This window comes from Oceanobacillus sojae (genome assembly GCF_007991515.1).
Classification (GTDB): Bacteria; Bacillota; Bacilli; order Bacillales; family Amphibacillaceae; genus Oceanobacillus; species Oceanobacillus sojae.
Genome location: NZ_BJYM01000005.1, coordinates 182,843 through 207,371, shown reverse-complemented (window position 1 = coordinate 207,371; position 24,529 = coordinate 182,843). Strand labels below are relative to the sequence as shown.

Annotated in this window: 26 protein-coding genes; 18 read left to right on the top strand and 8 right to left on the bottom strand. The window is 36.3% G+C overall.

Annotated elements, in window-relative coordinates:
• Positions 1-33: 33 nt before the first annotated feature.
• The 3 genes from OSO01_RS07785 to OSO01_RS07775 all read right to left on the bottom strand — a co-directional run bounded on the left by OSO01_RS07785 (position 34) and on the right by OSO01_RS07775 (position 2,613).
• A complete protein-coding gene (locus OSO01_RS07785; protein WP_147209863.1) occupies positions 34-966 on the bottom strand; it encodes an aldo/keto reductase in 933 nt (310 codons plus the stop codon).
• Positions 967-1,038: 72 nt separating this feature from the next.
• Complete coding sequence (locus tag OSO01_RS07780) at positions 1,039-1,794, bottom strand: hypothetical protein (protein ID WP_147209862.1); 756 nt, start codon at positions 1,792-1,794, stop codon at positions 1,039-1,041.
• Positions 1,795-1,977: 183 nt separating this feature from the next.
• Entirely contained in the window at positions 1,978-2,613 is a 636-nt protein-coding gene (locus tag OSO01_RS07775; RefSeq protein ID WP_147209861.1) for a pentapeptide repeat-containing protein, read from the bottom strand.
• Positions 2,614-2,757: 144 nt separating this feature from the next.
• Here OSO01_RS07775 and OSO01_RS07770 point away from each other — a divergent pair, with 144 nt between their 5' ends.
• The 6 genes from OSO01_RS07770 to OSO01_RS07745 all read left to right on the top strand — a co-directional run bounded on the left by OSO01_RS07770 (position 2,758) and on the right by OSO01_RS07745 (position 6,911).
• Positions 2,758-3,213, top strand: a complete 456-nt coding sequence (locus tag OSO01_RS07770) for an 8-oxo-dGTP diphosphatase (RefSeq protein WP_147209860.1) — start codon at positions 2,758-2,760, stop codon at positions 3,211-3,213.
• Between the two features lie 91 nt (positions 3,214-3,304).
• The gene (locus OSO01_RS07765) at positions 3,305-3,736 is read left to right on the top strand and encodes a DnaA N-terminal domain-containing protein (RefSeq protein ID WP_147209859.1); all 432 of its coding nucleotides are present in this window, start codon (positions 3,305-3,307) and stop codon (positions 3,734-3,736) included.
• Between the two features lie 70 nt (positions 3,737-3,806).
• Positions 3,807-4,082, top strand: a complete 276-nt coding sequence (locus OSO01_RS07760; protein ID WP_147209858.1) for an ASCH domain-containing protein — start codon at positions 3,807-3,809, stop codon at positions 4,080-4,082.
• 68 nt (positions 4,083-4,150) lie between these two features.
• Positions 4,151-5,077, top strand: a complete 927-nt coding sequence (locus OSO01_RS07755) for a DUF2268 domain-containing putative Zn-dependent protease (RefSeq protein WP_147209857.1) — start codon at positions 4,151-4,153, stop codon at positions 5,075-5,077.
• Entirely contained in the window at positions 5,052-5,831 is a 780-nt protein-coding gene (locus OSO01_RS07750) for a MerR family transcriptional regulator (RefSeq protein ID WP_147209856.1), read from the top strand. Before OSO01_RS07755 ends, OSO01_RS07750 begins: the two co-directional genes overlap by 26 nt.
• Positions 5,832-5,912: 81 nt before the next feature.
• A complete protein-coding gene (locus OSO01_RS07745) occupies positions 5,913-6,911 on the top strand; it encodes an acrylyl-CoA reductase family protein (protein WP_147209855.1) in 999 nt (332 codons plus the stop codon).
• Positions 6,912-6,971: 60 nt separating this feature from the next.
• Here the strand turns inward: OSO01_RS07745 and OSO01_RS07740 are convergent, their stop codons facing one another.
• Positions 6,972-8,876: a BglG family transcription antiterminator gene (locus OSO01_RS07740; RefSeq protein ID WP_186813585.1), complete on the bottom strand. Its 1,905-nt coding sequence runs from the start codon at positions 8,874-8,876 to the stop codon at positions 6,972-6,974.
• 178 nt (positions 8,877-9,054) lie between these two features.
• On the opposite strand from OSO01_RS07740, the gene OSO01_RS07735 reads away from it, so the two are divergent.
• From OSO01_RS07735 to OSO01_RS07715, 6 genes are all read left to right on the top strand, one after another.
• On the top strand, positions 9,055-9,369 hold the full coding sequence (locus OSO01_RS07735; protein ID WP_077603893.1) for a PTS sugar transporter subunit IIB: 315 nt from the start codon (positions 9,055-9,057) through the stop codon (positions 9,367-9,369).
• Between the two features lie 21 nt (positions 9,370-9,390).
• Positions 9,391-9,576: a hypothetical protein gene (locus OSO01_RS23995; protein WP_307725838.1), complete on the top strand. Its 186-nt coding sequence runs from the start codon at positions 9,391-9,393 to the stop codon at positions 9,574-9,576.
• A gap of 3 nt (positions 9,577-9,579) precedes the next feature.
• Positions 9,580-10,632, top strand: coding sequence for a PTS sugar transporter subunit IIC (locus OSO01_RS07730; protein WP_307725840.1), 1,053 nt, complete (start codon positions 9,580-9,582; stop codon positions 10,630-10,632).
• Between the two features lie 22 nt (positions 10,633-10,654).
• On the top strand, positions 10,655-11,005 hold the full coding sequence (locus OSO01_RS07725) for a PTS lactose/cellobiose transporter subunit IIA (RefSeq protein ID WP_246145088.1): 351 nt from the start codon (positions 10,655-10,657) through the stop codon (positions 11,003-11,005).
• Positions 11,006-11,028: 23 nt separating this feature from the next.
• Positions 11,029-12,447: a glycoside hydrolase family 1 protein gene (locus tag OSO01_RS07720; protein ID WP_147209853.1), complete on the top strand. Its 1,419-nt coding sequence runs from the start codon at positions 11,029-11,031 to the stop codon at positions 12,445-12,447.
• Positions 12,448-12,848: 401 nt separating this feature from the next.
• On the top strand, positions 12,849-13,784 hold the full coding sequence (locus tag OSO01_RS07715; RefSeq protein WP_147209852.1) for a YitT family protein: 936 nt from the start codon (positions 12,849-12,851) through the stop codon (positions 13,782-13,784).
• A gap of 474 nt (positions 13,785-14,258) precedes the next feature.
• Here OSO01_RS07715 and OSO01_RS07710 read toward each other — a convergent pair whose 3' ends face one another.
• From OSO01_RS07710 to OSO01_RS07695, 4 genes are all read right to left on the bottom strand, one after another.
• The gene (locus tag OSO01_RS07710) at positions 14,259-14,456 is read right to left on the bottom strand and encodes a DUF1648 domain-containing protein (protein ID WP_186813584.1); all 198 of its coding nucleotides are present in this window, start codon (positions 14,454-14,456) and stop codon (positions 14,259-14,261) included.
• 11 nt (positions 14,457-14,467) lie between these two features.
• The gene (locus tag OSO01_RS07705) at positions 14,468-16,030 is read right to left on the bottom strand and encodes a permease-like membrane multi-spanning protein (RefSeq protein WP_147209850.1); all 1,563 of its coding nucleotides are present in this window, start codon (positions 16,028-16,030) and stop codon (positions 14,468-14,470) included.
• Entirely contained in the window at positions 15,996-16,733 is a 738-nt protein-coding gene (locus OSO01_RS07700) for an ABC transporter ATP-binding protein (RefSeq protein WP_147209849.1), read from the bottom strand. Before OSO01_RS07700 ends, OSO01_RS07705 begins: the two co-directional genes overlap by 35 nt.
• A 68-nt stretch (positions 16,734-16,801) precedes the next feature.
• Positions 16,802-17,422 (bottom strand): TetR/AcrR family transcriptional regulator, encoded by a 621-nt coding sequence (locus tag OSO01_RS07695; RefSeq protein WP_147209848.1) that lies wholly within the window; start codon positions 17,420-17,422, stop codon positions 16,802-16,804.
• Between the two features lie 204 nt (positions 17,423-17,626).
• Here OSO01_RS07695 and OSO01_RS07690 point away from each other — a divergent pair, with 204 nt between their 5' ends.
• The 6 genes from OSO01_RS07690 (at position 17,627) to OSO01_RS07665 (ending at position 24,491) form a co-directional block, all read left to right on the top strand.
• A complete protein-coding gene (locus tag OSO01_RS07690; protein WP_147209847.1) occupies positions 17,627-18,346 on the top strand; it encodes an ABC transporter ATP-binding protein in 720 nt (239 codons plus the stop codon).
• Positions 18,315-20,771 (top strand): FtsX-like permease family protein, encoded by a 2,457-nt coding sequence (locus OSO01_RS07685; RefSeq protein WP_147209846.1) that lies wholly within the window; start codon positions 18,315-18,317, stop codon positions 20,769-20,771. The genes OSO01_RS07690 and OSO01_RS07685 overlap by 32 nt, the downstream gene beginning before the upstream one ends.
• 6 nt (positions 20,772-20,777) lie before the next feature.
• The gene (locus OSO01_RS07680; RefSeq protein WP_077603883.1) at positions 20,778-21,287 is read left to right on the top strand and encodes a PadR family transcriptional regulator; all 510 of its coding nucleotides are present in this window, start codon (positions 20,778-20,780) and stop codon (positions 21,285-21,287) included.
• A 237-nt stretch (positions 21,288-21,524) separates the two neighbouring features.
• A complete protein-coding gene (locus tag OSO01_RS07675; RefSeq protein WP_077603882.1) occupies positions 21,525-22,379 on the top strand; it encodes an ABC transporter ATP-binding protein in 855 nt (284 codons plus the stop codon).
• A 46-nt stretch (positions 22,380-22,425) separates the two neighbouring features.
• Positions 22,426-23,460: a FecCD family ABC transporter permease gene (locus tag OSO01_RS07670; RefSeq protein ID WP_147209845.1), complete on the top strand. Its 1,035-nt coding sequence runs from the start codon at positions 22,426-22,428 to the stop codon at positions 23,458-23,460.
• Complete coding sequence (locus tag OSO01_RS07665) at positions 23,457-24,491, top strand: FecCD family ABC transporter permease (protein ID WP_147209844.1); 1,035 nt, start codon at positions 23,457-23,459, stop codon at positions 24,489-24,491. Before OSO01_RS07670 ends, OSO01_RS07665 begins: the two co-directional genes overlap by 4 nt.
• Positions 24,492-24,529: the final 38 nt, after the last annotated feature.

Below are 24,529 nucleotides of genomic sequence, written 5' to 3'. Positions count from 1 at the left end.
TTAAAACAATAAGCGGATTTTGTATTTCATTGATTATGCAAAGATATTGCTGATTTTTTGAATATCATCTTCAGATAAAGAAATTTCAGCTGCTCTTTGGTTGCTTCGTACCTGTTCCGGACGTTTTGCGCCAGGGATAATTACATCAACAGATGGTTGAGAGAAATACCAGGCCAGAACAATATGAGCGACCTCCTCACCATAATTATCAGCAATTTTTCTTATTTGCTCTATTTTTTCAAGGTTATCTAAAAACTGCTGTCCCTGGAAATTTGGATTTTTCTCTCTTAAGTCTGAGAAACTAGAATCTTTATCATATTTACCTGCTAATAATCCTGACTCCAGCGGGAAGTACGGGATAAAAGTAATTTGATTCTCCGCTGTATAAGGGAAATAGTTTTTCTCAGCATCACGTTTTAATAAATTATATTCTCCTTGAAACACATCTACATAGCCATCTTGATTTGCTTCCTTCAATTGATCGGGTGAGAAGTTAGAAACACCGATAGAGCGAATTTTTCCTTGATCTTTTAATTCTTTTAAAGCGCCGACTGCTTCTGCTTTTGGTGTATTCTCATCCGGAAAATGGATATAAAATAAGTCAATATAATCTGTACGTGTACGTTTCAAAGCGTCATCAACGGCTTGTTTTAAAAATGCTGGTGAGTTATCCATTACTGTATCGTTACCGACAAATTTATGCGCTGCTTTCGTTGCCAGTACAATATCTTCACGTTTATATTCTTGCATAACTTCTCCTACCAACTCTTCAGAGCGCTCCGGTCCATAAATAAATGCTGTATCCAGCATATTAATACCATTATCCAGTGCTGTACGGACAACGTCTTTTCCTTGTTCTTCATCCAGCATATTTGGATACAGATTATGACCGCCTACAGCATTCGTGCCTAAACCGATTGGATTTACCGAAATATCAGATTTACCTAATTTTACGTGCTTCACCATTTTAAAACCCCTTTTCCGATAAAATTACTACACTAAAAATATACCACAAAATAAGGTAAATAAACATTTTAATCAAGCTGTCCTATTCAGTTTCTCTCCTTGTCTAATAAGAAAGAAGAGAACCAATAATATAAATCCCACAGCTAATGTTACGAATGGAAATAGGATAGGGAAAATTATTGTAGGAATACTCTCCCGCGCATCGGTATAATATCCAATCGGATAAGGAGCCAAAGAGCCGGCAGAAAGCAGCTCTGTTTGTAAAGCGTCCCGATCAGTGAAGCTGAAAGAAGTCATATTTATATTGCCGTTTTCATCTAATATATGCGCGGTGTATTTTAATTTTTCATCTGGAACTCTGTCAGTTATATCTCCGTCTGACGTTTCTTTTTCAACTTCTTTTGTTTTCTTTAAAAGTATAATGAATTGCGTTTTATCATTACTTTTATCCTCCAGGGTTAAATAGGCAATTTCTCCATAGTACCGGTTTAATCCTGCTTCCTCCATTCTGACAGGATAATCTTTCAATTTATCCAGTCCCTCACCGTTGATTTTTAATGATAAATCTGCGATGCTCATTTTTCTGCTCCAAGGGTCTCTATGGCTATTCTCTATTTTTACAGTTTCCTCTGTTTCTATTATGTGATCATTAAAATGAAATGTAGATTCAGTAGGCGGCCCCCCTGTACTCACATTTGTAATCTCATACGCTGCATTCATTTTTTGATTATGTATAAGCTCCATGATCATTTTTGTGCTTAAGGGTAAAGAAGTTAAAAATAAGAGTGCTCCAATAGAAAATAATAAGAATTTTAACATTTTTTTCATGATGATTTCACCTCTGGATGGAAGTAGCTTTGGGTACGGAAATAATAATTCTGTTTGCATTATTATTCCGAATGCAAGTTCATAACTTCACAATGTGTTTCCCATTTTATCACAGTGCAATCATTTTCACAGTAAAAACAGGGAAAAAAAGCCTTTTCCCGATTTTCTCAGGAAAGACTTTTCTTATTCCTTAACAATCAATCCAATCAAAGAAGCAAACTGAATCGCCTGATAGGAAGACACCTTGCAGCCTTTTAAACTTTCCAGGGAAACAGTCAATGCTTCAAAGCTGGAGGAGCTTATATCTATTCCCTTCAGAGAGGTCTCTTCAAAGTTAGCATCATTTAGATCACAGCGGTTAAACTCTATTTTTTTGAATTTGCAATTATAAAAGTCAACATTCGTTAATACAGCTTCATTAAATATGACCTTTTCCAGCTTGGCGTTTCCGAAAGTGGCCAGATTTAAGGTGGAATCGTCAAATCTGACATTGCCGATGGAGGACTCCGGGAATTCACAGCCGACCAGCTTGCAATGAATAAACTCTACGCGGTGGATAGAGGATTTTGTCAGGTTTACATTTGAGAGGTCACAATTTTCGAAACGGACATCCGTCAGCTCTATATTGCCAAAATCCGTCTGATTGAATTGACAATTTTTTAAGACTGCATCGTAAATCCGTACACGTTCCACAACTTCATTGGTGAAATCAGCTCCAGTAATTTCACACATTTCCAGCATGGGATCCTCATCATAAAAAATATCGGTAAATCTTTTTTCTGTTAATATAGGTGAAATTTTAGGAATATCTATCTTCATTTTTATGCCTTCTTTCTGTAAATGCTATTATAATTTTGATACAGGATTTGTTTCAATCATAACATAATATAGCTTTATCGATCTTTGCACAATGGTATACTAGATAATAATGAAAATGATAGATAAAAAGGGAAGGGGATTCAAATGGGAAGATCTGAGGCAGCAATTTTTACGAATATGTGTATGATTGAAAATGAGAAGGGGCAAATTTTAGTTCAAGACAGACAAAATCCAAACTGGCCGGGTATTACTTTTCCAGGAGGACATATTGAAAAAAGAGAATCCTTTCATGACGCAGTTGTACGGGAAGTAAAGGAAGAGACGGGCTTACATATTAAAAATCCTGTCCTGTGCGGGACGAAGCAATTTCAGACTGATCAAGATGAAAGATACGTTGTTTTATTTTATAAAACAGCTTCCTTTTCCGGAGAGTTAACAAGCTCCGATGAAGGAAAGGTATTCTGGATTGAAAAGGATGAACTGCCAGATTATACGCTGGCTAATGATTTTCTAGAAATGTATAGAGTGTTTGTTGATGAAAAAATTTCGGAATTTTATTATGAACAGAATGGTGAAGAAGCAAATGTAGTATTATTATAATTATTTTGATGTTTTTATATGAAGAATAGCATGCGGCAGTGAATGAAAACCAGCTGATAACTTTGAATAAAACATACAGGAGGAAAATTCAATGGGTATATGGCAAAAAGTATTAGAGAAAATAAGCTACCAAATATCTAAACCCAGTTTTGACACATGGTTTAAGAAAACTACAGCTGAATTTGTAGAGGATGCTTTAACTGTCTATTCGTCCAGTGAATTTACAATAGATTGGCTGAAGGAAAAATATAGTACATTGATTGCAGAGTCTGTAAAAGAAGTAACAGGAGAGGATTACAGTATTCATTTTGAAGTAACAGAAGAAAATGAAAAGCTTGCATCTATTTTCCCGAACGCTTATTTTGAATCATCACCAAATGATACAGACAGCATTAGCAGATTAGAGAGAAAGATAGACCGGCTGGAGCAGAAAATTCAGCAGCTAATCAATGTGAAACGCCTGGATGAAAGAGCGGAGCAGCTGGAAGAAAGGATAAGTAAGCTGGAGGAAAAAGTGAAATGATTTTTAATTGTAGATATTTGAATTATTTAAATTCGTTGTTACGGTAATTTAAAAAGAGGTGAATCATTAGATGAGCAGCTTTTACCGGCCAGATTTATTTTTAGATGAAATCAGCGTGGTCACCAAAGGTCTAATTATTAAAGAAATCTGGGCCAAGGCAATATTAAGAGGCAAAAAAGAATTAGAAATCAGGGGCAGTAATACGAAAATAAGAGGTACGATTGGAATAATTGCCAGTGGTACTAAAAAAGTTATAGGCATAGCTAACCTTACTTCTGTTATCGGTCCTTTATCCATTGAAGAATATAAAGGAGAATCTCAGATACCACTGGGGTTCTTTTTTTAATTTTTACTTGACCTTCACGTTACGTAATGCTTTAAGTTATAAACAAAATGTGAAAAGGTGTGAGATAAATGAATATCAATATATTACGATCAGATAAAATTTATAGGGAGATTATCGCTTGCCCGCCAAAAGAAAAAACAGAATTGTACCGTCAAAAGATGCTAGCTCCTTACATGAAAAAGTGGGAAATACAGCAGATTCCATTCCGGGCGAAGGAGGAAAATGGGTTTGATGTGATGACGATAAATAATATGGCCCACCTGGCACCAGAGATGATAACACCGCAAATAGAACCAGAGCTTAAACTGATTTCCTCTGATAAATTATGGGGTGAGTTAAAGCAGGCAATGGAATATAGCTTAAACCAATTTACTAAGCATGGTATTAATTTGCCTGTGTCTAATTATTTATTTACGGTTTTGTTAGGGGATCCTGACAGCGAAATCCTGCGGCTGAGTGAAGGATACAGTGGAGAAGGCGGAATTCCTGGTTATATTTTTCTTAGTTTGCTTCCAAATGAGTACACATTAAAACGATTAAAACCCGCATTAGCACATGAATGTAATCATAATGTCCGTTACCAATTTATTAAATGGAATGATAAAATTAACCTTGGGGAATTAATTGTCAGTGAAGGGCTAGCAGAAAATTTTGCCACTTATCTATATGGAGAAGATTTAATTGGGCCATGGGTCAGTAAAACAGATGCCAACACACTGAATCATGTTATTAAACCTATTTTAAGAGAACATTTAGGAATAACAGGATTACAGCAAATTATGCCTTATCTTTACGGAGATGAAATTACTAAATTACAAGGTTTACCAACAGTAGGAGTACCGCACAGCGCGGGCTATGTATGCGGATATTATTTAGTGAAGTATTATCTGCAAAAAACGGGGAAATCCATTGTAGAAGCAACAACACTTCCGGCTGATGAGATATTAAGCGAGGTGAAAGAATATTGGGATGAAGAAACCGTACTATACCGTTAAAGATATGATTACTATAACTGGTGTTACGAAAAGAACACTTCATTATTATGATGAAATCAATTTATTAAATCCGGATAGTTATTCAGATAAAGGCTACCGGCTGTATAATCATGAGAATCTAAAAAAATTACGGACGATTTTGCTGTTAAAGGAATTAGATCTGCCATTGAAAGAAATAGCGGTGATTATACAGTTGCCAAAACAAGAGCAAAGGAAGATTTTAGCCGGGCATTATAAAGCGATGCAAATAAAAAAGCAAAACCTTGAACGGACATTAATCAATTTAAATGATTTTATGTCAGGAAAAGATATTTCTTTTTTAGATGTTTTTCATAAAGGTAATGTATTACCATTAAAAGAGCAGTATCAATTAGAAGCAAAATATGTGTATGGGGACACTGCAAAGTATCAAGAATACGAAAAAAATATCAAACAAATTCCCGAAGAAGAAAGAGCTGCTGTTTTTGAAGCTTTTGATCAGAATATGCAGGATGTATTCTTAAAATTTGCCAAGTTTTCAAAGGAATCACCTGCTTCTAAAAAAGTACAGCAAATCGTTCTTGAATGGAAAAGTTATCTCGAACAGTTTATGATAGGTGATACAGAAATCCTTCAATGTATTGCTTATACGTATAAGGAAGATAAAAGCTTTAAAGCATATATCAATCAATTCGGAAACGAAACACTGAATGAATTTATTCACCAAGCTATTTTACACTATTGTGAAGAGGAAGAGCTTTCCCAATATAAATAGCAAATCAATATAGGGTTGAAGCACCTAAATTCAGGGAATAATCAATTAGAATATATAGTATAGTTAGATGGAGGTTATATCATGACAAACACATTTAAAGCACTCGTTGTAGAAAAAGAAAATGAAAACTTAAATTTGAATGTAAAAGAAATCGAACCTTCCGATTTACCTGAGGGGGAGGTTCTGGTCAAAGTAAAATATAGCGGAATTAACTATAAAGATGGGCTTGCTGCTCATCCTAATGGCAATATTGTAAAGGACTATCCTTTTATTCCAGGCATTGATTTGGCAGGAGAAGTGGCTGATTCCAAAGATGACCGCTATAAGGCAGGAGATCCTGTTATTGTTACCAGCTATGAATTAGGTGTTTCCCATTTTGGAGGCTACAGTGAGTATGCACGTGTTCCGGCTAAATGGATCGTACCTCTCCCGGAAGGCTTAAGCTTAAAAGAAAGCATGATCTTAGGAACAGCCGGTTTTACAGCTGCTTTATCTGTGCAAAGATTAGAGGAGAATGGATTGAAACCGGAAAATGGTACTGTTCTTGTCACTGGAGCTACAGGCGGTGTAGGAAGCGTTGCTATTTCTCTCTTGAAAAAGAAAGGGTATCACGTAGCGGCCAGCACTGGAAAAGACTCTGAAAAGGATTATTTGCAGCAGTTGGGTGCAGCAGAGGTTATTGACAGAAAAGAGGTTTATAACGGAAAGCTGAAAAAGCTCGACAAACAAAAATGGGCTGCTGCAATTGATGCGGTTGGCGGAGAGCCGTTAGCTTCCTTATTAGCACAAATGAAATACCGGGGCAGTGTCGCTGTCAGTGGAATGGCAGCAGGAGTAGAGCTTCCTTCATCTGTTTTCCCGTTTATTTTACGCGGAGTTTCTCTGCTTGGAATTGATTCCGTATATTGCCCGATGGAAGAACGGGAGCAGATATGGCAGCGTTTAGCTGGAGATTTAAAATTAGATAATCTTGAGGACTTAGTTTATAAGGAAGCAGCGCTGGAAGAATTACCGGAGTTATTGCCAGCAGTATTTGAAAGCAATCATTTAGGAAGAGTGCTTGTGAATTTAGAAGGTTAATTATATATCATGTATTTTGAAGGAGAACGGAGAAAAAAGCGTTCTCCTTCATTTTTTTAATTAGTCTGTCTGCTTGTCAATAAAATCGATCAACTGATCAATAAAACCTTCATAAGACCTTGAATTGGCCAATTTGTTCACGTTTTCGGGGTTAGACAGAATTTTAATATATTCATCGTAAATATCACGGTAAAGGTTTCGTTCATTATAGTTCATAGCAATTAAAGAGACAATTTTTATATTTGAAGCGTCTCCCCAAGAGATAGGCTGTTTCGTTATCAATACAGCAATGGCTGTTTGCAATGCGTCCATATTTATAGAATGGGGGACGGCAACAATATTATTAAAAGCGGTAGACGATAGATTTTCTCTTTTTATAACATCCTGAGCAAAATGTCGTTCAACCAGCTGCAAGGAAGCCATTTTTTCCGTAATAAAACGAATGACTTCAAATTCATCTTTAAAAGCTTTATCACTCAGGATAAAAAGTCTTTTATCAAATAATGAGATAAGGTTTCGCTTGATTTGCTGCTGTTTTTTATCATGCTTTATCTTGTTTACCTGTGTTTGTATTTTTAAAATATCATCCGCATCCATAAAGGTATTAATAAGCACCTCTTTTATATGAAGGTCAAATGGAAGATTTACAGTAGAAATAATTAAATCTCCATGCATCTCAGTTATCTCCTTATCAATCCTGGTTATTATTTTTGAAATAACCAGTTGATTCGCAAAATAATGCTCCAGCTTCTCTTTTATTACCAAGTGTAAATTGTTATAGGCAGGACAAATAAGAATGACATTTATAGACTCATCATTTTTTTGTTTTAATTCCAAACAACTCCCAACATGCAAAGCAATATAGGTTATTTCATCTTCAGGCAATTGAATGTTCAATTCTTCAGAGAGAAGATTAGCAATATAGACAGATAAATCATAAATCAATGGTGAAGAGCTTTTAATAGACTGTGTAAGCGGATTTTCAAAAGAAAAATTATTCGAAGCTCTAATCACCATATTTTGAACATGCAAAGCAAATTTGGTTTTGAACTCTTCATCATCCAAGCTGATTAAATAGCTCTCGTTAACCTTTTGGATAATTCGATTGACTAAATCCAGATATCGGGATTGAGCATCATTTCCAGTCTCTTCAAGAGTATTCGTTGTTTTACTGCTTATCAGTGCCTGCAGATAATATAATTCATTTTCATCCATTTGGACTTGAAAATAAGATTCAATTAAGTGTTGTATTTCATGAACAATCTTTATTGAAATGAATTTTTCTTTAAAAGGATAGACATGATAATGCACATATTGATTATCCTGCATTCGTTCAATGGAAACAACAATATGATAGATAATATTGCCAAGGGTATATTCATTAATATCATAATCGTGACTTTGAATAATTTGCAGCAGCTTTTTTTTGAAGTCACCCAACTCATAACCAAATGACTTCTCTAAGTCAATAATGTTGTAAAAGGTTGTATTATATTCTTTAGTATAAATCACACGCATTATTTTCCGCTTATCTATTTCTTTACCTCTTAAAAACAAATAATCTTTTGCTCTTTCAATAGCCAAATCGTAGCTTTTAATAAATTTCCGGCATTCTATTAAATCCTTTTCAATGGTTGGAACGCTTACAAATAACTCATCACTTAAATCAAATATATCCACACCGTTCTTGGCTAAAACGAGTCTTTGTAAAATGAAGTACATTCTATTTTCAAAGGGTTTATTCTCTGGTTGTATAGTTTCATTATTTTCTATTTTTTTCAGACGATAACCTGCACTTGAAGATTCTATGATAAATAAGTGACTATACTGTTCATTAATATACTGGATATAGTTCCTCAAGGTCCGGGGCGAAATATTTAAATAAGTTAGTATTTGTTTTGATTTCATCCAGTTGCCGTGTTCCTCTAATAAATGAATGAGTGCTTCAATGTTTTTTTCCTTCATTAGAATTCCCCTCCCTTCGTTCTGTTCAAACAATCTTTTTAGAATTAACTTCATTATAATCCGGCGTTACATGATAAGAAAATAAATCTATTGCCAGCCGGTAGGCAAAAGGAATATTCGTTAGTATTCCTTATCCTTGGCATAATATAAGTACATCAAAAACAAGGGGGAAAACAAAATGAAAAAAACAGTTTTATTAATTTGCAGTGGTGGAGCTTCCAGTGGTTTCCTGGCTCAAAATATTCGTAAGTCTGCTAAGAAAAAAGGGTTAGAGGTAGAGGTGATAGCAAGAGGTGAATCAGAACTGGTTGATTATATGGATCGAATCAGCATGGTATTAATTGCACCACATTTAAGCTATATAAAGGACGATATAGCAGATCAGCTTTCAAATACAAATATTCCTTATCAAGTTATTGATCAAATGACTTATGGAACATTGAATGGAGATAAGGGTCTTGACATTATCGTTAAAGAACTTGGGTTAGAATAATTCTGGATAAGGGGGATTACCATGAACAAATTGATTGAGTATATGAACCGGTCATTTGCACCTAAGATGAATAAGATCACAAGAAATGCCTGGGTATCTGCCATACAAGAATCCATTATGGGTGTATTACCGCTGATTCTCGTTGGATCATTAATCACACTGATTATGATTTTAAATGATTTCATACCTAATATGCCTAATCTGTAGCCTATCAGTGATTTTTCATTTGGTTTAATGAGTCTGTTCATTTCTTTTCTGACACCATATTTTATTATGGAAAAATTGAAGAAAAGTGATCGGAAATTAGTTGCAGGTTTAACGGGTGCGGCAATGTTTTTATTTTTGCTCTCTCCTACATTTAATGATGAGGGACAAATTATCTTTTCTTTTGAAAGATTTGGGGCAAATGGAATGTTTGTCGCAATTATTGTCGGGTTGCTTGTTGGTGTTGTGTTTTATCTATTCAGTAAAATGTCCTTTTTTAAAGAATCAAGCTCATTGCCAGATTTTATTATTGTCTGGTTCGATACGATTGTACCAATTACGTTATTACTGTTGGCTGCATGGCTTTTTACAATTGTCGGAAGTTTTGACCTTTATGCTGCCATCCTCAGTCTGTTCGAGCCGCTCAACTATATCGGTCAAAGCTTTGCAGGCTTTGTTATTATCACATTTATCAGTGTGTTTCTATATTCTTTCGGCATTAGTCCATGGGCTTTATACCCTATTATTTTTCCAATATGGATGGCCGGAATTGAACAAAACGCAAATCTATTAAGTCAGGGAGCAGATCCTTCCTTTATTCATACATTCGAAACAATGATGGCATGGATATGGATTGGTGGAATGGGAACAACATTGCCATTAGTCATTATTATGCTGCTAATTGCCAAATCGAATCATTTGAAAGCAATCAGCAGGGTAACAATAGTTCCTTCTATCTTTAATATTAATGAACCGGTTGTATTTGGTGCTCCTGTAGCTTTTAATCCGATTCTTATGATTCCAATGTGGCTGAATGGTATTATCATTCCGGCAATCACATATATCGTTCTTTCAATGGGGGTAATTACCCTTCCTGCTGAGGTAATGCAATTATGGTACGTGCCGATTGGAATTTCCACCTATCTTGTTAATACAGATATTAGCGGACTGTTACTTCTGCTGGTTAATCTCGTTGTATCATTAATAATCTGGTATCCTTTTGTCAAAGTATATGACAATCAAAAAGTAAATGAAGAAAAACAGCCAGAGGAAGTTTAATTTAATTTAAGGAGGGCTTGATTTGAGCCAACATAATGCAGAAAGTTTACAAGAAGTATCCATGAAAATTATATTAGGAGCCGGCGATGCAAGGGCTGATATTCAAGCTGCTTTGAAGGATGTAGAAACGTTTAAATTCGAAGAGGCAGAAGCGAAATTAGCAAAAGCAAAAAAGCATATGTCAGCAGCACATTCAGCTCAAACAGAAACGATTCAAGAAGAGGCTAGAGGAGAAGCTGTTCCTTATTCTACTTTATTTACACATGCTCAGGACCATCTGATGACAGTAATGAGTGAATGGAATATAGCCAGAAATCTATTAAAGATTTCTAAGGTCTTTGATCAAAGAATCAAGAAATTAGAAAGTGAATAATACGCTGATTGGAAGTGATACCGATGTCTGTTCAGGCACCTCATTTATTTCCGAGTGATTTTCTATGGGGGGCAGCAACTGCTGCTTACCAAATTGAGGGGGCTCATTTAAAGCATGGAAAAACATTATCGGTTGTTGAAAAAAATATGAATAAAAATTACGCTGATCCAAGTATTGCTTCAGGTCATTATCAATATTGGGAGAAAGATATTGCACTGATGAGGGAGCTTGGATTGAAAGCATACCGATTTTCTATTTCCTGGCCGCGAATATTGCCGGATGGTCGAGGGAAAATAAATCAAGAAGGCGTAGATTTTTACCGTAAATTGATTAATAAACTAAAAGAATATGAAATAGAACCGATCGTTACCATTTATCATTTTGATCTGCCTCAGTGTTTACAAGAAGAATACGGGGGCTGGTCATCCAGAAAAGTCATCGATGATTTTGAAGCATATTGTCAGGTGCTTTTCACATATTTTGATGATGTAAACTATTGGCTTACCATTAATGAGCAAAGCAATATGTTTCAGCTGCCATATCTGATGGAATTTAATCCTGATATTCCATTGGAGAAGCAGAAATATGAAATGAATCATATTATGACATTGGCTCATGCTAAAGCAATTCATTTATGTCGTACGCTGCTGCCAAATGCAAAAATTGGACCAGCTTTAGGAATTATCCCTAATTATCCTGCCAGCCCCAAGCCGGAAGATATTTTGGCAGCAAGATATGCGGATGAAATGCGGACTTATCTGTTTATGGATTTATATATGAAAGGAGAATATAGACCTTTTGTATGGAATTACCTTGTGGAAAATGGAATAGAGCCAACCGTTGAGCCGGAAGATATGGCACGTATACAATCTGCGAAACCCGACTTTATAGGAATTAATTATTATCAGTCTCGTGTTGTAAAATATATTCCAGAAGATACGGACAAAAAAGAATTAAAATTGAATTATGATGGAAAAGATGATGATACACAATATGATAATATTCCAGGGCTATTTGAAGGAATGACTAATCCATTCACACCTAAAACAAAATGGGATTGGGAAATTGATCCGATAGGGTTTCGATATATATTAAATGAGCTTTATGACCGTTATCAGATTCCATTGATGATTACAGAGAATGGTCTTGGAACATTGGATGAACTAACAGCAGATAAACAAATCCATGATCAGGAAAGAATTGATTTTCTGCGTGACCATATCCGGCAGCTTCAACTGGCAATCAAGGATGGTGTAGAAGTTTGGGGATATATGCCATGGTCCTTTATAGATTTGTTAAGCACCTCCAGCGGTTTTAGAAAAAGATATGGGTTCGTATATATAGACCGTGACGATAAGGATATTAAAACCTTGGAGCGGATTAAAAAGGATAGCTTTTTCTGGTATCAAAAAGTGATTGCTTCCAATGGCTGTCAGCTTTAAATAAAAAGAATGCTGAGATTGTATAATACATATCTGGGCATTCTTTTTATTTGATAAAATGTATGGTTTGCTAAAGTCCGGGAAGAAATAAAGCCTGAAGCTTTTTTATACAATAATCGGCTGTTTGTTCTAAAATATTATCAGATAACGGAGCAATTTTATCTAACTATTGAATTTAGCTCTTAATTCGGGTAAAGTAGCCTTTGTAAGAAGAGTGTGTTCTAAACTTTCCAGATAACGGCAAGCGGTTTTTGTTGCGTAATAAGAACCTTGGTTTAAATTTATATGATTTCATAAAAATCTTTTTCATGTCTGACATGGAAAAGATTTTTTAGGGACGAATAATGCTGTTTATGGAAGGAATAATGCATTTAAAAAACATACTAAGAAAGGGGTTTTGTATGAAAAACTATCTATTTCTAATTACCGGCACCTTTTTCTTTGCTGCTTCTGTAGCCATTTTCGCGATGCCGAATTCCTTAGCAGAGGGAGGCGTTCCTGGGCTGGCGCTGCTTATCTACCACGAAACAGATATATCACCTGCATTAACTACTCTTATTCTGAATGCAGTAATTCTTTTAATCGGCTTTCGTTATTTGCCGAAAGATATGATTATCAAATCACTTGTAACTATACCACTATTTTCATTCTTTATTTATATCCTCGAAGACATAACTTCAGGAATACCAGACCCTCTTCTGGCAGCAATCTTTGCAGGTGTATTTACTGGTGCAGGCTTTGGACTTATTTTCCGTTCAGGAAGTACCACAGGTGGAACATCGACCATTGCCCGTATGTTGAACTATAAATTTGGCTGGGAATTGACAGGGACCAATTTTGTTTTGGATGCCTCTGTTGTCGTTGCCGGGATTTTTGTTATTGGTCCGCTATACACGATGTATACGGTGCTCGCGCTATTTATTGGAAAAAGGGTAACGGACTATGTGTTAGAAGGTTTTGAAGCTAAAAGAGTGGTGCATATATTTTCTAATAAAACGAAAGAAGTGGAGCATGCACTGCAAACGAGCCTGGGAACACATACGACTGTATTAAAAGCAGAAAAAAATGCAGATGGTGTCGAGGAAAACCTGATTTATGTCGCTATTCCGAAACAGCGGCTATTCTATCTGAAAAAGCTGGTCAGCAGTATTGACGAAAACGCATTTACAGTTGTACACACTGTGAAGGATGTTACAGGCGGCAGCTTTGCAGAGGCACATCACCCGGGACAGAAAACATTTAGAAGCAAGAAATTGGAGCGTCGTTATTATAAGAAGCAGGCAGATGAAGAGAGTTTTACACCGACTGCCGATGCAGTAATTGAGAATAAAAAATAAATTCTATTTACAAGTTAGAAAGTTTTTTCGCTATATGAATTGCACTGTATCGCTAGTGCTCGTCTATATTGCGTTTGTATTTCGCCCTGTTTTCGGGTATAATTCCATTATAGAATCGTATAATATTAAAAACCGTCTGGTGTGTCAGCACCAAACGGTACAATAAACCAATTCTCTATTTGAGGGTTGGCGCTTTAGTTATAAAATAACCCCTAACGCCTGCAAAGCATATGAGGGGTTATTTTTTATTGTTTTCGGACATGATAAACGCAATCAGTGATCCAAAAGAAATCATCAGTATTAATACGCTTCCAATATCCATTAGCGTCACCTCCCTTCTTTGGAAAAATCAAAGAAGGTATAACGGTGCGCTCCCCTCATATGCAATTGGTTTATTGATAGATTTAGTATAGCATATAGATTTAAAAAAGCTCCATTTTATAAGGATATTTCCTGTTTTTTTGTAAAAGAAGCTTAATCTCTCTTTTCTCTAAAAAACTGCCAATAAACAGAATAAGGAATAATAACCCCAGCCAAAAGAAAATATTTATGAACAACTATATCTGCTTCACCCCGCCAGTTAAAATGGATTGGAATCGAATCGGGTAAAAATAAAATAACGATAAACAAAACAAAAAACATAATTAAAAATACGATAATATCCTTTTTCATAAACATTCTCCTTATATAAGTTTTATTGTGCAGGTCCGTCGATAGAAAATCACAGCTAAACTGATTAATAGGATGGAGAGAGCAAGGTAAATAATGTATAACGGAAGCACCTGGAACAGAATAAGCGCCAGCGGTACAATCACTATTGCCATCCCGGTGAAGGCTGAAATCAAAACAGGCGGGCTTTGTTTAACGATATACATATCATTTTTCCAGCTGAAATTTGGATTGGAAAAATTCAGCATTAATCCAAATGTCGTGATAAAAGCTGAATAGCTTAAAGGAATAAGTATCGCCCATATCAGCTGTTCCATATTTGGAGAAAGCCTGATAATAAAAGCAATAATACTTATCCAAAAACCAGATAAATGCAGGGAAAAGGTACAGGCTAATTTAGCATGAATTACTCTTCTTTGTTCAATAGGCAGTGTTTTTAAGATCCAGATTTTATTTCCCTCCATCGATAGAGCTGCAGTTGTCGGATTACTTATCAGAAGTAGAGCTGCACTAAAAGTAGGGAATATATTTGTTATTGTCCCGCTAGAAACAGACATCGGAATAAGAGCTGTCAATTTTTCCACTCCAAACAAGAGCAGAGCCATACTGAGAAAAATTAATAGTACGGTACCCAGTATCGAATTGAGCAGGTAGTTGTATGAACTGAATAAAGTATTTATTTCTTGCTTCCAAAGCGCAAAGAAAATGCTTCGCTGTTTGATAGCTTTTTGCTTCACATTGTTATTACTTTTTAAAGCAAGAAGACGTAAGTTAAGCTTCCGGTAGTATTTACTGCCAGTCAGAATCAGCAAAATAAGCAGTAAACAACTGATAAAAATAAAAGCAAGAATATGAAATATATGATCCGCACTATCAAACTGCAATAATACAGATGGCAGATAAATATTAGTCATTTGTCTGTATAAAAATGCCCCGATATTCTGCATGTCACTTGTCTGATTAGATTGCGTGATAATAAAATAGCTGAACATACCTAAAAGAATAAGAGAGAAAGAAACGGCAATCAGCTTCATCTGTCGAAAATAAGCAGCCAGGTGATAAACAAGACTTCCAAAAATTACCCCAATACAAATGGGAATAACAGGTATAATCAGTGCTGTAATAAAAAACAGCAAGATTAAAAGTGGAGATGCCGCATCATCAGGTGCCCAGACAAGTAATACTGGTATAGTAAAAAGCAGGCTGACCAGTAAATGAAAGAAGTATAAATGAAGCAGCTTGCTGATAAATATTTCTTTTTCACTGACTGGATAAGTGGACAGCTGTTCAAAATCACTACTGCCAAAAATAGTGCCGTTTGCACGTAAAAGTGATAAAAAAATCATCATGATACTGGAAACAGAAAGCATGTATGCCGGGATGAGAGCTGTCTGCCCAAGACTGACCAGTGTTTTTGCTGTCAACGTATTATAAATAAGTAGAAATATTCCCATAAGGAGCAGCGCAGCAAAAGTTATTTTGACCCCATTACCTTGTTTGGCGGAACGAAATAATTGATGGAATGGAATACTGCTGGCAAGGTCATTTTTGAATAATATCCATATTTTTTGATTCATTACGGACCTCCATAAATATTTCTTCTAAGCTTTTCGAGCCGGCAACCTCTTCCATCAGTCCATTTTTAACAAGACTTCCTTTATGAATAATAGCTACCTTATTACATAGCTTCTGGGCAACCTCTAATACATGTGTCGAAAAGAATACAGCACCACCATTTTCTGCATGCTCCTGCATCAGTCTTTTTAATTCAAAGGAAGCGGTCGGGTCTAAGCCGACAAATGGCTCATCTAATATAAATAATGCCGGTTTATGAACTAAAGCAGCAATTAACGCAATTCGCTGTTTCATCCCGTGAGAATAAGAAGCAATACTGTTATTGAGTTTGCTTGTCATTTCAAAAATCGTACTGTATTTTTCAATGGATTGTTTTCTTTCAGTCAAAGGAACCTCGAAAATATCAGCGATAAAGCTGATGTACTGAAGTCCGGTTAAATGCTCATATAAATCGGGATTATCCGGAATAAATGCGATTCTTTTTTTACAGTTAACAGGGTCAGTTTTGATTGAATAGCCATCAATCCAGATCTCACCCTGGTTAAAATGATGGATACCGACAATTGCTTTAATAGTCGTAGATTTACCAGCCCCGTTTGCTCCGATAAAGCCGTAAATATCACCATTTTGGATGTGGAGATTAATATCCGTAATTGCTTTTGTTCCATCTTCATACATTTTTGAAATGTGATTAACTTTTAACATAATTTCCCTCCTATTGACAAATTGTCAGTCATGATGATAAAAGAAACCAATGAAATAAAGGACATTGGTTAGTCTTCTATAGTAGATACTTCAATATTCAGTGATTTTGCCAAGACTTCTTTAAAAGCTTGTAAATAAACTTTCATTTCATCTAAACTGGATTTCTTGAGCTTAAGATCATTGGAAACAAAAACATATCCAGTTACTAGAAAATGGGCAGTTTCATAAGGATAGTCTACCTGAAAAATATTCTGTTCTTTTCCTTCTTCAATAATTTGTGTAAATAAAGGGAGAAGTTTTTCAATAAATTTATGATAAAAGCGATCCATCATATACCTATTTTCCTCCAGCTGAACGGTTTCCTGCAGCGTGACTGTTTCTGCTGTAACCGTATCTTCCTGAATAATGGTTGTCTGTAAAAATTGGTTTAACTTTTCCAGCGGAGTTAACGATGCATTTTCTACTATTTTCTCCATCTGTACAATTAGCGGCTTAACAGACTTTTCAACCAAGATATAAAGAATTTCTTCTTTATTTTTAAAATGATAATAAAGCAGCCCGCGCGAAATTCCAACTTCATTAATAATATTTTGGGTCGTTGTCTGCAAATAGCCTTTTTCTGTAAATAATTTCATTGCCGCATCTAAAATTTCTGCTTTTCTGACTTCAGGCAATTTCACATCTCTCATGTAATATACCTCCTTGCGTTAAGTATATACAAATGACTGACAAAGTGTCAATTCATTTATGAACACGCATTAAATATATGGTATATTTATCATTTTATTATAGGTACTTACTTAGTATATAATTCATATTGAACAAATAACGAAATTAGGTTAATATTAGTTTTGTAATTATATACTAAGTATATATTAAGGGGATGGAATAATTTGATTAAAGTTAGTGGGCTAGTGAAATCTTTTACACAAGGAAAAAATATCACAGAGGTACTGAAGGATGTCGATTTGAAAATAGAAGAAGGGGAATTTGTTGCTATTATGGGACCTAGTGGTTCTGGAAAAAGTACACTTTTACAGCTTTTGGGTGGACTGGATTCCCCTACAAATGGAAAAATTGAGGTGGGTGGAAAAGCGATAAGTGAGATGAGTGAAAACCAAAGAACTATTTTTCGCCGTAAAAACATTGGAATCATTTTTCAAAATTACCAGCTTTTAAATAATTTAACGGTTGAAGAAAATATTGCTTTTCCATTATATGCAGATGGAACACTTGACAAAGAAAAAATGAAGGAAGTAAAAGAACTTATCCAGGCGGTTGGATTAAATGAATTAAATAAAAAGCAAGCCAATTTATTGAGCGGTGGGCAACAGCAAAGGGTAGCTATTGCAAGGTCTTTGGTGAATCAGCCCAACGTTTTATTAGCCGATGAACCGACCGGAAATTTAGACCGCTCTAAAGCAGAAGAAATATTGTTGCTTTTAACACAATTTCATAAAAAGAATAACCAGACGATTATTATGGTTACGCATGATATATTTGCTGCCGGTTTTGCGGATAAAATAATCTTGTTTAAAGATGGAACGATTGAACAAATCATCTCCAGAGAGGATGAGAACTATGCTCAATATCTGGCGAATTTCATGGCGTAATATTACGAGAAAGAAAAAAAGATTTGTATTAACCTTATTAGCAATTATAATGGGAACGTCCTTTATTACTGCTATGCTGATAGCAGATAGAACGACAAAGGATGTTTTTGATTACTATGAAGAAATGTATACAGGAAATGCGGATTTTTGGATTTTAAGCGATGAACACACTTATCCAGAAGAGATAATTAACACTGTTCAAAATCATCAAAATGTAGATGAGACGTTTACGGCGTTAGATAAACAAACCTTTCTTGATTTACCTGGTGAATATTCGGACAGCCAGCTGGCTGTCCGAATTACGGGGGTGGATAATCAAAATAGTAATTTATTAAAGCTGCCAGTAGTAGAAGGAGAACTTGATAATGAAGGGTTAGTCATTCCCGAAACAGTTGCGGATTTGTTGCATGTTGATGTAGGTGATACGTTGTCCTTTCGAGAAATGGGGGAAGTGAAGATATCAGCAATTGTAGAATATACCCAGTTGTTATCAAGTCCAGGGAGTTGGGAACGGGCAGCATCCTCCAGTTTTCGCATGATGGCTCCCCTCGATTTATTGCAGGAGCGGGCTGAGTTGAATGGAGAAATTTCATATATCAGGTTGAGCACACTTGGAAATGACGAGAAATTATTTCGTGACATCCAAGAAGAGCTTTCTGACTCAAGAGCTTTTATTCAGCCGGTTGTTGCTGATGACCGTCAAAGTAATGATGTGGAAGGGCTCTATACATTCTTTTATTTAATAGCCATCCTGACCATGTTTATAAGTGGGTTTATTGTTTTTAATATGATTTATACGGGCGTTATTGAGCGAAAAAAAGAGTTCGCTATTATGAAAAGTCTGGGATATGGGCAAATTTCTATTTCAAGACTAATTTTGATGGAAGTTTCTTTCATAGCTATGATTGGAACAATTATTGGTGTACCTATTGGTATTTGGTTAGGCGATTTGTTTATGATGACCCTTCTAGGCATATTTGAATATGACATGGTTTATTCTCTCAATTGGATTATGCCAACTGTCATTTCTTTAGCAGCAGGTGTTATTTTTCCCGTTTTGTTTTCTATGTTTCCAATATATAGTGCAGGAAAAACATCTATACTTGAAAATTTAAAAATGGGTGCAAATACAAGCTCCAATGAAAAAGTGCACTGGATCAGATACGTCATTGGTTTTGGGTTATTATTATTTTTCTTTATAGACAGTCCTGTGTCATATATCAGCCTCATATTATCTGTCGTTATGTTAAGTCCATTGTTTTTAAAAATATTCAGCATGCTGATTAAGCCGATTATTCTGTTATGCATGGGGCATCCGGGCAGAATGGCAATCTCTAACTTAAGAAAACAACTATATAGAAATGCAAATACTGCGACGCTGCTTTCCGTCGGAATTGCGGTGATCCTCTTATTGGGGGCACTTTCAGATGCAGCACCAGAAAACTATGCAAATCAGATAAAATCGAACTACGGTGGAGATGTCAGATTAACTGCGGAGAAACCATGGTCTGCAAGCGATTTAGATAAAATAAATGATAAAGAATTTGTTGAATCCAGTACTTTATTAACAGAAGCAACACCAATTACATGGATAAATAAAGATATGCATTTAAGGCAATTCTCCATTATGGGAGTAGATCAGAACAGTTTATATTATGATGATTTCAATTATACAAGCTTTGAAAATAATGATACATTATCTATTATACTGGGTGAAAGAGCTTTTCGGGAATGGGGAGGAAAGATCGGGGAAGATATCTTTGTCCATACTCCGGCAGGAACAAAACCGTTTGAAGTAATCGATGTAGCTGCGACCTCACATTATTCCGGCTACGTAGCATTTATGGATGAAGAACAGTTAAATCATCAATTTGGCTGGGAGAATAGTTTTGATTTGTTGATTCATCTGGATGAAAACACAACGGAAGAATCGGTTAGAAATGCATTATGGAGTGAATTTGGCGGTTTTTTGTCTAAGATGATTTTTGTAGAAGAGGAAATTGCTTCAACAACTTCCGCATTTGAAGGAATGAATGAATTGATTCAATTCATGCTAGTCTTAGTTATCCTGCTTGCCAGTGTCGGAACAGCGAACACACTTATCATGAATACGTTTGAGCGAACTTCAGAAATAGGTACGATGAGAGCATTAGGCTTTACAAGATTACAAGTTAAAACTATGGTGTTAGTAGAAGGTTTTCTGATAGGATTGGCCGGAGTTTTAGGAGGACTAATTACTGGCTTGTGCTTATTAGTTGTTGCAAGCAACTCTACATTAATAGGCGATTTCGTTACGGTGTATTTACCTGTCGAATCAATAATATTAACGGTTACTGCCGGAATTCTGTTAAGCTTGATTGCTTCTTGGATATCGAGCAGTGCAGCAAGCAAAATAGATATCCAATCATCTCTAAAAGAAGGTTGATTATGAATGTCCGTGAAATATGGAATAATGACGTTGCTCTATGATAAAAAATGTCATGGTTATGAATTAAAAATTGAATTGGATCAGTTGCTGGGGAGTAAAGGGAAAGTTAATCCGGGTCAAATATATACGACCTTAGACCGCTTAATTCGGGATGAACTTGTTATCCCTTTGGATATAGATGAACAAGAGAGAAAATTGTTTACCTTGGATGTATCAGGCAAAACAGAACTGGAGGAATGGTTATTAGAAGCAGTTCCTTATCATTCAACCAAAGAAGATTTCTTCTTTAAATGGATCTGTGCAAGAAAAATCGATTATGCTAACGAGTCGCAAATGCTTGAACAGCAAAAATCGATGGTTTTAAAAGAAGTAATGGATCTGACCAAATTAAAAACAGACTTGCTGATAAAGGGAGATGAGAACAACTATCTTTTAATTACTGGGAGGCTGCTTCACTTAGAAGCTGATTTAAACTGGATCACCCAAGTGGAGAACAGGCAGACAAAACCATAATATGCTCCGTTGCACCTTTTGCTGTAAAGCAATATGTTTATTAATGTTATCATAAGAAAACCGTTATTTTGAGTGTTTATCAAAATAACGGTTTTTATTTGGAAATTTTAATAAGGTCCTATTTCCTAAAAAAATAATCTTGACAAGTCAACCTTTTTAATCGATAATGATAATCGTTATCAACGATAATGATTATCATTATCGTAGAGTTGACTATACACGGAAAGAGGCGAATCAATGAAAACAATTGAAGTAAATAAAATCGATGTCGGCTATGCAAATGAATTAATCATTAAAAATCTCAGTATTTCGATTCCATCTAATAAAATCACAACCATTATCGGCCCAAACGGATGCGGCAAGTCAACTTTAATCAAAACAATTGCACGTATTTTAAATGTGAAAGGCGGTGCAGTCTTTTTAGAAGGAGAAGAAATTCATAAGGTTGATACAAAAGAGATTGCAAAACGTATGGCAATTCTGCCTCAAACTGCTGAAGCGCCTGGTGGGCTGACAGTATATGAATTGATTTCTTATGGACGTTTTCCTTATAAAAAAGGAATGGGTTCCTTAAGAAAGGAAGATTACGAATATATTAACTGGGCAGTTGATGTTACGGGGCTGACAGAGGTCCAGAATCGAGCAATCAGTGCATTATCCGGCGGACAGAGACAGCGGGTGTGGATTGCAATGGCACTGGCACAAGGGACAGATACGCTTGTGCTGGATGAACCGACTACTTATTTAGATCTGGCACATCAATTAGATATTTTACTTTTATTGGAGCGCCTTAATAAAGAAGAAGGACGTACCATCATTATGGTTTTACATGATTTAAACCATGCTTCCCGTTTTTCTCATTATATGATTGCGATGCGTGATGGAGAGGTTGTAACAGATGGGACACCGGAGGAAGTAATGACCTGTGCTAATTTGCAGCAGGTTTTTCAGATTGATGCACACTTAGCAAGATGTCCGCATAGTGCAAACCCGATTTGTTTATCATACCAGTTATGCCAGGCAGAGAAAGCATCTGCGTGCTGCAGTATAAATTCTGCGTCTAAAGCATATCATCAGACGGCATCTGGTTAAAAGATATAGAAATAAGTAAAAGTACTAAAGCGAAAGGTATCATCCCATGAATGAACAAGAAGAACTAAAAGAAGTAAAAAAAACAGTGCGTCCTATCCGTGGTGTGATTATTTTAACGGGTGGAAGTCTCCTTTTACTATTATCTCTTATGCTGGCTGTTTCGCTAGGAGCAGCAGATATTCAACTGAAAACAGTGTGGCAGGCAATTTTTCAATTTGATCCTGATCTACAGCAACATCAGATTATCAGGGAAATACGTTTTCCCCGCATACTTGGAGCAGCTATTGTCGGCAGCTGCTTTGCAGTATCAGGGGCATTGATGCAAGGGATGACACGTAATCCGCTTGCTGATTCAGGATTACTTGGTTTAAATGCAGGAGCAGTTTTTATGTTAGCCTGCTGTTTTGCATTTTTCCCGGACTTGCCTTATTTATATATGATTTTATTTTCATTTCTAGGCGCCGCGCTTGGAGCGGGAATTGTATATGGAGTCGGATCTCTGTCTAAAAATGGGCTGACCCCGATACGTCTGGTGCTGGCTGGGGCGGCAGTAAGTGCACTTTTAGGCGCTTTAAGTGAAGGAATTGCGCTTTATTATGAAATTGGACAGGATTTAGCATTCTGGTATGCAGGAGGTATTTCTGGTACAAGCTGGAACCATTTGCAAATCATTACTCCATGGCTGCTTCTTGCGTTGGCTGTTGCAATGACATTATCTCATTCGATTACGCTATTAAGCTTAGGCGAAGAGGTTGCCGTCGGATTAGGAACGAAAACTGGACGTGTTAAATTAACTGCTTCTATCATTATTGTTATTTTAGCCGGTCTAGCTGTTTCTGTAGTTGGTGCGGTGAGCTTTGTAGGATTGATCGTACCGCATATTGTCCGCTGGTTTATGGGATATGACTACCGCTGGATTATCCCTGGAACAATTATTTATGGTGCTTTACTTGTGGTGCTGGCTGATTTAGCAGCACGCATCATCAGTCCTCCTCATGAAATGCCAATTGGTGCGTTAATTGCCTTATTAGGCGTACCATTCTTTTTATACTTGGCAAGAAAGGGCGGAGGGATGGTATGAGAGCAGAAAAATACAAACAGCATAGTCAGAAAGGTAAAGCGAAAAGAGCAGTGTTGGTCAGTGTTACCTTAGTTTTTCTGATTATTATCATATTTTTTATCAGCTTAAATACGGGGAGTATTTATTTAACACCAGCAGAGGTTATCTTAACCTTATTTGGCCAGGGTACGGAGCAGCAGAATCTTATTTTATTTGATTTTCGTCTGCCGCGTATGGTTATCGCCCTGCTTGTAGGAACGGGTCTGGCTATCTCAGGAGCGGTACTGCAGGGTATTGTCCGAAATCCATTGGCAGATCCCGGGATTATCGGTATTAATGCGGGAGCCGGCTTATCTGTAATGTTATTTCTATCTTTCTTTGCGGTAACGACGACGATATCTATTATTCTCATGCCTTTTTTAGCTTTTCTTGGAGCCGCAGGAGCTGCATTTATCATTTATGTGCTTTCTTATAAACGCTCTGAGGGAATTACGCCAATGCGATTAGTGTTGACAGGGATTGCAGTTGCAGCTGGGATTAATGCATTAATGATTGTTTTAACACTGCGATTGAACCCGGAAACCTATCAATTTCTGGCAACTTGGCTTGCGGGAAGTATTTGGGGATCTGATTGGCAGTTTGTTCTTGCCTTGCTTCCTTGGCTGGTTATCCTGATTCCATTTGTTTATTCTAAAGCGATGGTTTTGAATATTCTTCACTTAGGTGAGGAAACGTCAATTGGATTAGGAGCAAATCTGGAAAAAGAACGGCGTGTGCTTTTAGCTTCAGCAGTCGGACTTGCCGCAGCGAGTGTTTCTGTCAGTGGCGGAATCGGGTTTATTGGCCTTATTGCCCCACACCTCACCAGACAGCTGGTTGGCGATAAGTATGAGTACGTAATCCCTGTATCAGGATTAGTGGGAGCACTGCTGCTTCTTCTGGCGGATATGATTGGAAGGTTCATTAAACAGCCGGAGGTACCGGCCGGAATTATTGTAGCAGTAATTGGAGCGCCTTACTTTTTATATTTATTAGCCAGACTGAAAGATTAATATTTTAAAACAATATAAAAATAGAAAGAGGAAAAACA